This window comes from Corallococcus sp. AB018, assembly GCF_003986945.1.
Taxonomy (GTDB): domain Bacteria; phylum Myxococcota; class Myxococcia; order Myxococcales; family Myxococcaceae; genus Corallococcus; species Corallococcus exiguus.
Window position 1 is genome coordinate 1 of record NZ_RAWR01000266.1, and the last position, 12,473, is coordinate 12,473.

9 protein-coding genes and 2 pseudogenes are annotated in these 12,473 nt (G+C 70.8%); 6 read left to right on the plus strand and 5 right to left on the minus strand.

What is annotated here, in order from left to right:
• Nucleotides 1-152: 152 nt before the first annotated feature.
• From D7Y11_RS37535 to D7Y11_RS37550, 4 genes are all read right to left on the minus strand, one after another.
• On the minus strand, nt 153-3,179 hold the full coding sequence (locus D7Y11_RS37535) for an efflux RND transporter permease subunit (RefSeq protein WP_126936079.1): 3,027 nt from the start codon (nt 3,177-3,179) through the stop codon (nt 153-155).
• Nucleotides 3,176-4,249, minus strand: a complete 1,074-nt coding sequence (locus D7Y11_RS37540) for an efflux RND transporter periplasmic adaptor subunit (protein WP_121754687.1) — start codon at nt 4,247-4,249, stop codon at nt 3,176-3,178. Before D7Y11_RS37540 ends, D7Y11_RS37535 begins: the two co-directional genes overlap by 4 nt.
• Complete coding sequence (locus tag D7Y11_RS37545; RefSeq protein WP_120578822.1) at nt 4,239-5,453, minus strand: TolC family protein; 1,215 nt, start codon at nt 5,451-5,453, stop codon at nt 4,239-4,241. Before D7Y11_RS37545 ends, D7Y11_RS37540 begins: the two co-directional genes overlap by 11 nt.
• A 216-nt stretch (nt 5,454-5,669) precedes the next feature.
• A complete protein-coding gene (locus tag D7Y11_RS37550) occupies nt 5,670-6,137 on the minus strand; it encodes an Lrp/AsnC family transcriptional regulator (RefSeq protein ID WP_120578838.1) in 468 nt (155 codons plus the stop codon).
• Nucleotides 6,138-6,201: 64 nt separating this feature from the next.
• Here D7Y11_RS37550 and D7Y11_RS44645 point away from each other — a divergent pair, with 64 nt between their 5' ends.
• The 3 genes and pseudogenes from D7Y11_RS44645 (at nt 6,202) to D7Y11_RS37560 (ending at nt 7,906) form a co-directional block, all read left to right on the plus strand.
• Nucleotides 6,202-6,486 (plus strand): hypothetical protein, encoded by a 285-nt coding sequence (locus tag D7Y11_RS44645; protein WP_172811250.1) that lies wholly within the window; start codon nt 6,202-6,204, stop codon nt 6,484-6,486.
• Nucleotides 6,486-7,511: pseudogene (locus D7Y11_RS37555) on the plus strand (M3 family metallopeptidase); the annotation flags it as partial. The gene D7Y11_RS44645 and the pseudogene D7Y11_RS37555, both read left to right, overlap by 1 nt.
• 5 nt (nt 7,512-7,516) lie before the next feature.
• The gene (locus D7Y11_RS37560; protein ID WP_120578823.1) at nt 7,517-7,906 is read left to right on the plus strand and encodes a VOC family protein; all 390 of its coding nucleotides are present in this window, start codon (nt 7,517-7,519) and stop codon (nt 7,904-7,906) included.
• Nucleotides 7,907-7,934: 28 nt separating this feature from the next.
• Here D7Y11_RS37560 and D7Y11_RS37565 read toward each other — a convergent pair whose 3' ends face one another.
• Complete coding sequence (locus D7Y11_RS37565) at nt 7,935-8,777, minus strand: AraC family transcriptional regulator (protein ID WP_126936080.1); 843 nt, start codon at nt 8,775-8,777, stop codon at nt 7,935-7,937.
• Between the two features lie 152 nt (nt 8,778-8,929).
• On the opposite strand from D7Y11_RS37565, the gene D7Y11_RS37570 reads away from it, so the two are divergent.
• The 3 genes and pseudogenes from D7Y11_RS37570 to D7Y11_RS37580 all read left to right on the plus strand — a co-directional run.
• Entirely contained in the window at nt 8,930-9,667 is a 738-nt protein-coding gene (locus tag D7Y11_RS37570; RefSeq protein ID WP_126936081.1) for an SDR family oxidoreductase, read from the plus strand.
• 259 nt (nt 9,668-9,926) lie between these two features.
• Nucleotides 9,927-11,255, plus strand: a complete 1,329-nt coding sequence (locus D7Y11_RS37575) for a reverse transcriptase family protein (RefSeq protein WP_126936082.1) — start codon at nt 9,927-9,929, stop codon at nt 11,253-11,255.
• Between the two features lie 55 nt (nt 11,256-11,310).
• Nucleotides 11,311-12,345 (plus strand): annotated as a pseudogene (locus D7Y11_RS37580) (phospholipase D-like domain-containing protein); the annotation flags it as partial.
• Between the last annotated feature and the right edge of the window lie 128 nt (nt 12,346-12,473).

Here is a 12,473-nt window from a genome sequence, read left to right on the forward strand (position 1 = left end):
GTCCCCCGCCCACCACGGCCACCTTCGTCGCCTGCATGTCCGTCCTCCGTCCCGGCGCCCGGCGCATTCCGGGCATCCAACGGCCACCACGAAGGAGGACGGAAAAAGGTTACAGCGCCGGCCGCGGAGCCGCGCCGCGAGGTGACTCCCCCTCACCTCTTCGCGGAGGCCGTGTGACGGCGCACCAGCACATACGCCGCCGGCAGCCCCACCAACACCGTCAACGTGGACAGGGACAGGCCCCCCAGCACGGTGATGGCCAGCGGCCGTTGCAGCTCGCCCCCCTCACCCAGTCCGAGCGCGAGCGGGACGAGCCCCAGCAGCGTCGCCAGCGTCGTCATGAGGATGGGACGCAGACGCACGGAGGTGGCGTGGCCCACGGCCTCGGCCGCGGCCATTCCTTCGGCGCGTCCCTCCTCCGCCCGGTCGAGCAGGAGGATGCCGTTCTTCACGACGAGCCCGACGAGCAGGATGCAGCCCATCAACGAGGAGACGTTGAGCGGCGTGCCGGTGAGCCGCAGACAGGCGACGCCCGCCGCGAGCGCCACGGGGACCGAGCCCAGGATGAGCAGGGGGAGCACGACCCCGCGGAAGTGGAAGGTCAGCACCAGGAAGACCCCCAGCGTGGCCAACGCCAGCACCAGCACGAGGGCCTGGAAGGACTCGCGCTGACTTTCGCGCTGACCGCCCAGCCGCACCTCCACCCCCGCTGGCTTCTCCAGCGTGGCGAGCCGCGCCTCCACCTCCGCGGTGACGCTGCCCAGGTCCCGCCCCTCCAGCCGCCCCGTCACCGCCACCAGCGGACGCAGGTTGTCCGAAAGCAGCTCCGCGGGCTGGCACTCCTGGCGCACGCGCGCCACCTGCGTCAGTGGAACCATCTGCCCCGAGGCAGTCCGCAGGCGCAGGCGCTGGAGAACCTGGGGATCCATGCGGTCGGCTTCACGCAGCCGCACTCGCACGTCCACCTGCCGGCCCTCGCGGGGGAGCGTCCCAACGACATCGCCCAACAGCGCGGTCCGGACCTGCGCCGACACCTCCCGCGTCGTGAACCCCAGACGGCCCGCCTGGACCAGGTCCACATCCAGGTGGGTCTCCGGAATGCACCCGGTGACGCCGTCGAACAGGTCCGCCAGGCCCGGGATGTCCCGCAGCCGCTCGGCGACGCGGGGCGCGAAATCCCGCAGCACCTGGACGTCCTGCCCCAGCAGCTTGACCTCGACGGGATCCGGCGCGCCTTCCAGGTCGGAGAGCACGTCCTGCAGCAGCTCGACGAACTCCAGCCGGACTCCGGGAAGCGCGGCTTCCGCCCGCGTGCGTGTCGCCTCGATGATGTCCTGGCCATGGCGCGTCCGCCGCGGAGAGAGCGACACGGTCAGGTCGCCACGCGAGGACTCGGTGGCCGCCGGCGGCCCCAGCTCCGCGCCCAGGCGCCGGCTGGTGCCCATGACCTCGGGGATGTCCGCGACCACCGCCTCCAGCGCGCGCCCCAGCCGGTCCGCCTCCGCGACCGAGGTGCCCGTCGGCGTGAAGTAGTCCACGACGAACGCGCCCTCATCCAGCTCCGGCAGGAACCCCGTCCCCACGCCCCGGCCCAGCAACGCCAACAGCACGGTGAGGAGCACCACGCCTGCCACCAGCACTCCCGGCCGCGCACGCCACTGCGTGAGCATGAACCCCGGGATGACAGGCTCGGGCGCGGGGTGGCCGCCGGGAAGAACGAGCAGCCACCCGCACAGCAGCGGCGTCAGCGTGACGGCCAGCACGAGGGAGAACAACACGGCGGTGCACAGCGTGAACGCCAGCGCGGTGAAGAACTGGCCGGACACGCCGGGCAGCAGCGACAGCGGCGCGAAGACCACGACCGTGGTGAGCGTGGAGTTGGTGACGGGCCAGGCGATCTCCCGGAGCGCGTCCGCGGTCGCGGCCCACCGCTCCGTCCCCGCCGCCACCCGGCGGTACACCGCCTCCACCACGACCACGGCGTCGTCCACCACCAGCCCGATGGCCACCGCCAGCCCGCCCAGCGACATCAGGTTGAGCGTCCCGCCCACGAGCCAGAGTGCGCCAAAGGTCATCGCCAGGGTGGCCGGGAGCACCACCGCCGCGGCCGTCATCGCCCGCCAGGAGCGCAGGAAGAGGCCCACGACCGCGAGCGTGAGCAACCCACCGAGGATGACCTCTTCCCGCACGTGAGCCACGGACCGGGCGATGAGCCCGGCCTGATCATAGGAGAGCTCGACGTCGATGCCCGGCGGCAGTCCCGCTCGCACCCGGTCGAGCTCCGCCTGGATGTCCCGCGCCAGGGTGACAGCGTCCGCCCCGGGTCGCCGGCCCACGTTGACGAGCACCGCGGGCCGGCCGTTCGCGTACGTCAGGGAGAGCCGGTCGGCGTGTCCCTCCTGGATCCGCGCGACGTCGCCCAGCTGCACGGGCGCCTCGGGCGTCCCGCCCACGACGAGCGCCGCCAACCGGTCCGGCGAGTCCACCGGCCCCCGCACCACCACCAGCGCCTGCTGGTAGTGCACGTCCACCCGGCCCGCCGGTTCGAGCACGAGCGCGCTGCCCACCTGGGTGGCGAGCGTGGGCAGGTCCAGCTTCGCCTGCTCCAGCCGCTGTGCGTCCACGGCGATGCCGAGCTCGCGCACGTCGCCGCCGACCACGTCCACGCGCCCCACTCCCGCGAGGCCCGCCAGGCCGGGACGCAGCGTCCGCAGGGCGAACTCGCGCAGCAGGGCAGGGTCCACCGTCCCGGTGACGGCGAGGGTCTGGATGGGAAAGGACGACGGGGTGAGCCGCTCGGCGGAGAGCGTCGCGTCCGCGGGCAGTGCGTTCTGCACCTCCGCGAGCCGCGCATTGACGAGCCCCAGGGCCTGCTCCATGTCCGCGTTCGAGTCGAACCAGAGGGATATCTCCGCGGCCGCGCGGATGGTCCGGGAGCGCACCTGCCGCACGCCGATGACGGTGGACAGCGCTTCCTCCACCGGGCCGGTCACGGACAACCGCAGGGTCTGCGCGCTGGCGCCATTCAGCGTCGCGGTGACGACGATTCGCGGGAAGGTCACCTCCGGGTAGAGGCCAGCGGGCAGGCGGGTCGCGCCGAGCACTCCCGCCAGCGTCAGCGCCGCCAGCAGCACCACCACCCCGGGCGCGTTGCGCCGCAGCAGCGTCAGCCACGTCACCTCAGGACCTCTACCCCGGCGTCATCCGGCAGGGAGTAGCCCCCTTCCACGACGACGCGCTCGCCCACCGCGAGCGGCCCCTGGACGACGGCCCCGCCCAGGTCCTCGGAGACGACGTGGACCGGCACCCGGTGGACCCGCCCGTCCCCGAGCCGCGCGACCGCGACGCCCCCATCCTCCTGGGGCAGGAGCGCCGACGCCGGCACGGCCAGCGCGCTGCCCAGCGACGCCACGACGACGTGGGCTCGCGCGGTCGCGCCCAGGCGCAGCTCCCCGCGCGGGTTGGCGAAGCGCAGGCGGACCAGCACGTTGCCGCTCTGCGGATCCACGGAAGGGGACACCGCGGCGACCTCGCCCTCGCGGGCACCGTCCAGCCCGTCGACGGTGAGGGTCGCGCGTTGACCGGGTTGGACCTCCGCGGCCTCCTGCTGGGTGACGAACGCACGCAGCTCCAGCGGATCCGTCGCCGAGACCTGGACCACGGGGGGATTCGCACCCTCCACCCTCTCCCCCTGCCGCACGCCGATGGCCGTCACGACTCCGTCGAAGGGGGCCTGCAGCGAGGTGCGCCCCATGCCCCGCCGCGCCAGCTCCAGGGCGCTCCGGGCCCGGGCCTCCGCGGCGCGGGCGGAGGCCTCCGCGTTCCGGTCCTGCTCCGCGTCCTGACGGGCCGCGACCCCGTGCTCGGCCAGGACATCCGTGCGCGCACGCTTCTCCTTCGCGGCCTCGAGCGCGGAGGTGGCTTCGCGCAGGGAGGCCTCCGCCTGCTGGAGCTCCGCGGCGGCGTTGAGCGTGTCCACCTGGGCCAGGACTTCGCCCGCGCGCACCCGGTCCCCTTCGGCCACGCGCAGCAGCGACAGCCGCCCGGGCACCAGCGGTGAGAGCCGGACCTCGCCCCCGGGCGGCGCCGACAGCAGGCCCGCGACGCGAAGTTCGCGCACGGCCCGTCCCGGAGCCACGAGGGCGACGCGGACGCGCGGCAGGGGCGGCGGGCCCACCTCGGGCGGCGTCCGCTGGCACCCCACGCCAGAGGCGAAGAGACAGGCGAGCAGCGCGAATCTAGGGCTCATCAAGGGGCATCCCGGCGGCGAGTTCGAGGTCCGCGAAGGCGGACTGGGCGGCGAAGGCGGCTTCGATGGCCTGCGTCCGCGTCTCCGTGGCCGTCTGGAGCGCGGCGTTGAGCGCCACCCGGGGACTGCGGCCCACGCGATAGGACTCCAGGGCCATGCCCTCCGTCTTCTCCACCGCGGGGAGGATCTCCTCCGAGTAGCGAGCGAGTCCCGCCAGCGAGGCGGACAGGCGCGCATGGCTGGAGACGAGCTCCGTCCACCGGGAACGCCGCTCCTCGTTCTGGCGGGCGCGCGCGAGCTCCAGCGAGGCCGCGGCGCGGACCGTCTCTCCGCGTCCCAAGCCAGGGAGGGAGAGGTCCAGGTCGAGCGCGCCGCGAAGATACGTGCTGCGTCCCCCGGGGCCATCCGCCTCCACGGAGACCCCCACCGTGGGCACGGGCCACCGTTCCCGACGTGACGCCCGCAGGGAGGCCTCGGCCGCCGCCACGTCGGCCTGGCGTGCCTCGGCGGCGGGGGATTGCGCGCCTCGGGCCAGGACGGCCTCCAGTGAAGGCAGGGCGGGCGGAGAGGTGTCCACCGGCTCCAGCGCCGCACCCGGTGGCCGGCCCAGCAGCAGGGCCAGCGCCGCCGTGGCGGCGGCGAGCTCACCCTGGCGGGTCAGCCATTGGACTTCGGCGGTGCCTCGGGCGATGCGGGCCTGGAGCAGGTCCAGTTCCGGAGCCGCGCCGGTGTCGAAGAGCAGCACCGCGGCGGCCTCCGACTCGCGCGCGAGCGCCAGTGCGCGCGCGGAGGTCTCCAGGAGCTGGTGGGCGCGCACGCATGAGAAGTAGGCACGCCGCGCATCCGCCCGGACCGTGGCCTCGCTCGCGCGGCGCTCGTCGGCGGCGCCGCGGGCCGTCAACTCCGCGGCGAGCACACGGGCCGCCCGGGCGCCCGGGGCCGGAAGCTTCTGGGTCAGCCCCACGGTCCACCGGGGATCATTTCCCCCTCCCCCCAGTGTCAGGGTCAGCGGGGAGAAGGTCCGGGCGACCTCCTCGTCCCCGCGGGCCACGGCTTCCTGCGCCCGGGCCTGTGCGAGCGCCGGGGCCTGACTCCTGGCTTCAAGGAGCGCCAGGCGCAGCGTGAGTGGCTCCCCCAGCGCGGTGCCGCCACACAGCAGCAGCAGCGTGACGACCCTGGAAGACCCTGCACTCCCGTGCCACATCGAAGGACAGTCCTCCCGACAGCACCGTCCCCGCCATCACCCACCGGGGCCGCTCACCGCGAGGAAGGAGGCGTAATGCCCCGAAGCGGTGGCCGTTTCCGTCCCGGCACGACGCATAGAGCGATGTCCGGCCCTCGCCACCCGCGCGTGAGAAGAACCTCATCCCCTCCCCAGGCGGACTTCATGAGCCCCGGCGGGGGCGGCGCACGGTGACGTTCAGGCGCCGCGGTCGACCGGCAGCCCCGAGCGCGCGAAGGAGAACACCAGCGACGTCTCGATGCGGCTCACCTCCGGACGGCTGGTGAAGGACTGGATGGTGAGCACGCGCAGGTGTTCGGTGTCCCGACACACGACGTGCACCAGGAAGTCCGTCGTGCCGCCCAGGCAATAGACGGCCACCGTCTCCGGCAGCGAGCGCAGGTGGTCGCCGATGCTGCCGAAGGCCTCGCCCACGTGGAGCCGGAGCTGCACGGCGATGAGCGCCTGGAGCCCCAGCCCCAGCGAGCGTGGATCCAGGTCCGCGCGATAGGAGCGGATGACCCCGTCCGTCTCCAGCCGCTTCACCCGCGCGAGGCACGACGACGGGGCCAGCCCCACCTTCGCGGCCAATTCCTTGTTGGACAGCCGTGCATTGTTCTGGAGGGCCTCCAGAATCTCGCGATCAATTCGGTCGAGTGCGGCCATCCGTGGCTCCTGGGCGAACTCCATTCGATGGATGCCGCTCAATCCTGGCTCGTATTCTGTCCGCATGCCACGACACAGAATCGCAGCATGTCTCGTCCTCCTGGCGGGCACGGCCTTCGCGGCCCCCGCTTCGTCGCCGGATGCCCTGCTCGCGCCCTGGTCCGGGCCCCATGGAGGCGTCCCGCCGTTCGACCGCGCGCGAGTGGAGGACTTCGCTCCAGCGCTCGAAGCCGCCATGGCGCAGGCGCGGAGCGAGGTCGCCGCCATCGCTGACTCGAAGGAGCCCCCCACCTTCGAGAACACCGTCGCCGCGTTCCAGGACTCGGGGCGGACGTTCAATCGCGTCTGAAGGTGCGCAAGCAGGCGTATGACTTCGACGACAGCGAGGTGAAGCCATACCTCTATCTGGAGACCCTGCGCGAGGGCATGTTCTGGGTGGCGGGCCAGCTCTTCGGCTACACCTTCACGCCCGCGCCGGACGTGCCCGTCTTCCACCCGGACGTGCGCGTCTTCGCCGTCAAGGACCGGGAGAGCGGCCGGGAGCGGGGGCTCCTCTACTTCGACCCCTACGCGCGTGAGGGCAAATACAACGGAGGGCAGACGGAGACGTACCGCGTCCAGGAGCGCTTCCGTGGCGAGGTGCCGGCCCTGGTGGCCATCAGCATGCCCTTCGTGAAGCCGGGGGCGGGAGGCCCCGCGCTGCTCGGCTGGCGTGACGCCCAGACGCTGTTCCACGAGTTCGGCCATGCGCTGCACACGCTGAGCGGGGACGTGACGTACCCATCGCTCGGTGGTGGCCGCGTGGTGAGCGACTATGCGGAGTTCCCCTCCAAGCTGTTCGAGCACTGGCTCGCCACGCCGGAGGTGCTGAGCCGCTTCGCGGTGCATCACACGACGGGACAGCCCATGCCCCAGGCGCTCGTCGCCCGCATCCAGAAGGCGGCGACGTTCAACCAGGGCTTCTACACCGTGGACTTCCTCACCTCCGCGCTGGTGGAGATGAAGATGCACCTGGCGGGCGCGAAGCGAATCGACCCCGACGCCTTCGAGCGCGACGTGCTCCGCCAGATGGGTGCGCCCGTGGAGGTCGGCATGCGCTTCCGCATGCCCCATTTCGGACACGTCTTCGCCAGCAACGCCTACGCGGCGGGCTACTACCGCTATCTCTGGGCGGACATGTTGGCTTCGGATGCCTTCGAGGCCTTCCAGGAAGCCGGAGGTGCCTATGACGCGAAGGTGGCAGCCCGGCTGCGCGAGCACGTGCTTTCAGTGGGCAACACCCTCGACCCGTTCGAGGGCTACCGGAAGTTTCGGGGAAAGGACGCGAGCCTCGACGCGCTGATGCGCGAGCGCGGCTTCGCGCCCATACACTGAGGGCCATGATTGATCACACCGGCATTGGCGTCGCGGACGTCGCCCGCTCGGCGGCCTTCTACGACGCGGCGTTGGGGGCGCTCGGCCTGCGCCGCGCCATGCAGCTTCCCCAGGACACGGGGGCGGATGGCATTGGCTATGGCCGGGACTACCCCATCTTCTGGATCGACCGCTTCCATCCCCACGGCGTAAAGCAACACACGGCCTTCGCCGCCACGAGCCGCGCCCAGGTCGACGCCTTCCACGCGGCCGCGGTGGCGGCGGGCGGAGCCGACAACGGGCCGCCCGGACTTCGCGGCGTCGAGACGGGCTATCCCGCCGGTTACTACGCCGCCTTCGTGCTGGACCCGGATGGCAACAACATCGAAGCGGTCTTCCGGGAGCCTTCCCGCTAGAGCCGCCCCAGGTCCTGTGACGGCGGCCTCACTGCACGGCGCGCGCGAACTTCCCCGGCGTGAGGCCGACGATGCGCTTGAAGTGCCGGTTGAGCAGACTCTGGTCATAGAGCCCGACCTGGAGCGCGACCTCCGCGGGTGCCAGTCCCTGTGACAGCAACCGCTGAGCTCGCGAGACGCGCAGGTGGGTGAGGTATGAGTGTGGAGGCATGCCCAGTTCCTCGCGGAAGGCGCGGCACAGGTGGAACCGGTTCCAGCCCACCTGATGGGCCAGCGCCTCCAGCGTGATGCCCTCCGGGATGGCTTCGTGCAGGGCCTCCACCACGCGCCGGATGGGCCAGCGGTAGCGCCGATCCACTGCGCCTGAATGCTCCAGACATCCGACCAGCGAGGAGAGGGCTTCGGCCAGGGCCGTCTGGAGCGCGAGCGCGCTGGAGCGTCCCTCCAGGCCCGCATCCAGCACTGCGTGGAGGCCCACGAAGTCGGCCGCCGCGGGCCGCGATGTTTCGAGTTGGAGCTCGCGAAGCCGGGCGGAGGCCGGCGCGCCCAGCGCCTCTCGGGCCTCGGCGACGAGGGACTCGTCGAAGGCGATGACCTGGAACCGGGCCGGTCCATCGCGGCGCAGGTCGCGGTGCACCTCGCCCATCTGCTTGAGGTCGACCGTTCGGGGCGAGGAGGAATGGACCTTTCCCCGCCCCCACCACTCCGAGTGCCCCCGCTGCGTCAGCATCACGGAGAAACGTTCCTTCACGGAGCGAAGCAGCCGCCCGTCGGTCCGGTAGCGCACCAGTCGCAAGCCCGGCAGCTCCGGGAACAGGAAGGTCTGGATGGACAGGGGGCCATCCACGACGGAGTGAGGGAGCGCGGGCACGGTTGGATCCTAATGATGAGCCTCCCTCCTGGCTTGGACGTTGTTGACCTGCACGCCATGCCAACAACGTCCAAGTCCGGCGTGCCCCGGCATGGCTACGTCTTGCATCGCAGACCCGGCCCTCCCCTCACCTGGCCGGGCAGGAAGGCGTCATGTCAGGCATCCAGGACAAGGTCATTGCCATCACCGGAGCCAGCAGCGGCATTGGCGAAGCAGCGGCGGTGCTGCTCGCTGGACGCGGGGCGAAGGTCGTCCTCGGCGCACGCCGGCTGGAGCGGCTGGAACCCGTGGTGGAGCGCATCACGAAGGCGGGAGGAGAAGCCCTCTCCGCACGCACGGACGTGAGACGGCGCGAGGACGTGGCCGGGCTCGTCCGCATGGCCCGTGAGCGGTTTGGCAGGCTGGACGTGCTCATCAACAACGCGGGCAGCCTGGCGACCTCTCCGTTGGACGACCTGCGCGTCGACGACTGGGAGGAGCTGGTCGACACCAACATCAAGGGCGTGCTGTACGGCATCGCCGCGGCGCTGCCGGTCTTCCGCGAGCAGGGCTTCGGACACTTCATCAACACGGCGTCGACGTCTGCGCACCGGATCGTGCCCGGCCAGGCGGTCTACGCCGGGACGAAGTTCGCCGTGCGAGCCATCTCCGAGGGCCTGCGCCAGGAGGCAGGCTCGAAGCTGAGGGTGACGGTCATCTCACCAGGGATGACCCGGACGAACTTCCTCGAGCACGTGAAGAATCCGGAGCTCCGGGCCCGGTTCGAGGAGGTCCGGGACAAGCTCGCGATTTCGCCGGATGCGATTGCCCGGGCCATGGCCTTCGCCATCGAGCAGCCCGCCGACGTGGACGTGGGCGAGGTGATTGTCCGTCCCACGGCGCAGGACTGAGCGGACGAGGAGCCATGAAGGCCTCCCGGCTCGACCCGGGCGCCGGTGCCATGTACGGTCCTCGCGTCATGCGGCGGTCTGGAAACCCAGCGGGTAGACGGTCCGTGGAGACACGGTCCCCTGCCTCTCCGGGGTACCCCCGGGGATTCTTCATGCGGAGCACTTCCCCACGCGAGGCCGGCATCGCGGCAAGCTGCGACACTGGCCACGCCAGACGGGACAGGTGGGACCGGGCCGCCGCATGCCGGATGCGTGGCGGGTGAGCGAACGGAATGTGGTGGCGAAGGCGCTCGCGTCCGCCTTCCTCGCGGCACCCTGGACGCGCGCCGGCCTGGTCGCGAACGGAGCCGAGGCCGTGGGCGGCCGGTTCCCGTGGCTCGTGCCGCTCGTGAGGAGCACGCTGCGGTTCTTTCCCCGGCCACCACACGACAGGCTGGAGTTGCTCGCGGAGATACTCGCGACACGGCCCGCGTTGAAGCAGGCCTGCGCGAACCCCGCGGCGCCGGTGCGGGTCGTGCGCTGGCTCACCGCCGAACCCCAGATGGGACGCCAACCGTGGCCCGTTCCGGCCCTGCCCACTGAAGCGGAGCTCGCGGCGTGGCTGGGGGTGACGGATGCGCAGCTGGGTTGGCTCGCGGATGGGCCGGGGCTGGAGCACACGACCCCGCCCGGGCGCTGGCGGCGCTATCGCTACAATTGGATTCCCAAACGCAGCGGGGGTGAGCGGCTCCTGGAGCAGCCCGGCGATGAGCTCGCGAGGCTTCAGCGCAAGGTGCTCCACGGCATCCTGGACAGGATTCCGCCGCACGAAGCGGCGCATGGCTTCGTGAAGGGCCGGGGGATCCGAGGCTTCGTCGAACCGCATACAGGCCAGGCGGTCGTCGTGCGGCTGGACCTGGAGGACTTCTTCCTCTCCGTGCGGCCACCGAGGCTCTGGGGCGTGTTCCGCGCCGCCGGGTATCCGGATGGGGTGGCGGGGGCACTGGTGGGGCTCTGCACGAACCGGACGCCTGGGGCGGTGGTCGCGAAGGCCCGAAAGCCAACCAACGTCCAGGAGGTGGACTCGCGTTGGCTCCTGGCGCGAAGGCTGGAGGCGAAACACCTGCCGCAGGGGGCGCCGACCTCGCCCGCGCTCGCGAACCTCGCAGCGTACGGGCTCGACGTCCGGCTGTCCGCGCTCGCCGCGGCCCTGGGCCTCCGTTACACGCGCTACGCGGACGACCTGGCGTTTTCAGGAGATGCCGCGAGGCCCGGGAGCATCCGCCGCTTGCTGCGGAGCGTGCGCCGCATCGTGCGCGACGAGGGATTTACGGTTCGTGAGGACAAGACGCGGGTGATGTCCCAGGGCCACCAGCAGTGGCTCGCGGGCGTGGTGGTGAACGAGCACCCGTCCATCCGCCGCGCGGACTACGACCGGCTGAAGGCCGTCCTGCACCTGTGCCGGACACGGGGGCCGGCCAGTCAGAACACCGCCGGCCATTCCGACTTCCGCTCGCACCTTCACGGAAGGATTGCCTGGGTGACGCATCTCCACCCAACCCGTGGAGCCAGGCTGCGCGCGCTCTTCGACCAGATTGCGTGGGACTGAAGCCCGGTCGGAGGTTACGTCCAGCCAGGGCGCGCATGTGCGGTAGAATCCAAGGATGTCGCAGAACGAACGCGGTCTCTACGAGGCCCTGATCACCGAAGCGCTCGAAGGTCCTCTCGGCGCTTTGGACCATCGACTGGAGGCCAACCGGTCGGCGCTGCATGAAGCAGAGGCAGCGGACCGAATCGGTCTTCACCTGGCTCGCGTGGTTGAACGAGCACTCGCCTCGCTCGACCGAAAAGAGCGTGTTGCTATCGGCACGGCCCTGGCGCGCAAGGTCGTTGAGTTGGTGGTTGATGCAACAGAAGCAAGCACCCTCCTGAGTGAGCGGCCAGTGGAGCCCGGCAGCATGCTTCGTAGCATCCTTGGGAAGCTCCCGGATGGCCGCACCGAGACGCTCTCCGAGCCACTCATTCCACTCCTCGACACGACCCTGCTCACGAATGCCCCCGGCGAGCCCCGCATTGGCAGTCAGGTTCTCGCGGAGATTCACTCAGCAGACCAGATTGATGTCGTCATGGCGTTCATCCGGCGCAGCGGCATTGCGCCCATGATCGGAGCGCTCCATGCCCATTGTCAGGCAGGTCGACGCCTCCGTGTGCTGACGACGACCTACACGGGCTCAACGGAGGCCCGAGCGCTCGATGAGCTCCGGGAGTTGGGAGCCGACATCCGCGTGTCCTACGACCAGACCAGCACCCGCCTCCATGCGAAGGCATGGCTCTTCCACCGGCAGTCCGGCTTCTCCACTGCCTATATTGGGTCATCCAACTTGACCCACTCTGCCCAGGTCAGCGGCCTTGAATGGAACGTTCGAGCATCGCGCGCTCGCAATGAGAGCGTGGTCGATAAGGTCGCCGCGGTCTTCGAGAGCTACTGGAACAGCGGCGACTTCGTTCCCTATGACCGGGAGCAGTTCCTGTCGCGTACGGAAAGCGCTAACGTTCATGGCTCTCAAATCGAACTGAGCCCTATTGAGCTTCGGCCTGAGCCATTTCAGGAGCGATTGCTCGAACAGATCGCCCTGTCGCGAAAGCTCGGGCATCACCGGAATCTGCTCGTCTCCGCCACGGGTACAGGCAAGACGGTCACCCCCTGTGTCAGGGAAGTTGTCGCCTCGGCTGAATGGCCGGGATGACCACGCCTTGGGGGCGAGAGCAGACAGGACGCAGTGCCGTACACGGATGCATTCAAGTCTCAGATGGTGAAGCGGATGGT

What these genes read in the sequence shown, in the direction of transcription:
- D7Y11_RS37540 (WP_121754687.1), bottom strand. Translation starts at nt 4,249, where the DNA reads ATGAGCCCTAGATTCGCGCTGCTCGCCTGTCTCTTCGCCTCTGGCGTG.
- D7Y11_RS44645 (WP_172811250.1), top strand. Translation starts at nt 6,202, where the DNA reads ATGCCACGACACAGAATCGCAGCATGTCTCGTCCTCCTGGCGGGCACG.
- D7Y11_RS37545 (WP_120578822.1), bottom strand. Translation starts at nt 5,453, where the DNA reads ATGTGGCACGGGAGTGCAGGGTCTTCCAGGGTCGTCACGCTGCTGCTG.
- D7Y11_RS37570 (WP_126936081.1), top strand. Translation starts at nt 8,930, where the DNA reads ATGTCAGGCATCCAGGACAAGGTCATTGCCATCACCGGAGCCAGCAGC.
- D7Y11_RS37550 (WP_120578838.1), bottom strand. Translation starts at nt 6,137, where the DNA reads ATGGCCGCACTCGACCGAATTGATCGCGAGATTCTGGAGGCCCTCCAG.
- D7Y11_RS37560 (WP_120578823.1), top strand. Translation starts at nt 7,517, where the DNA reads ATGATTGATCACACCGGCATTGGCGTCGCGGACGTCGCCCGCTCGGCG.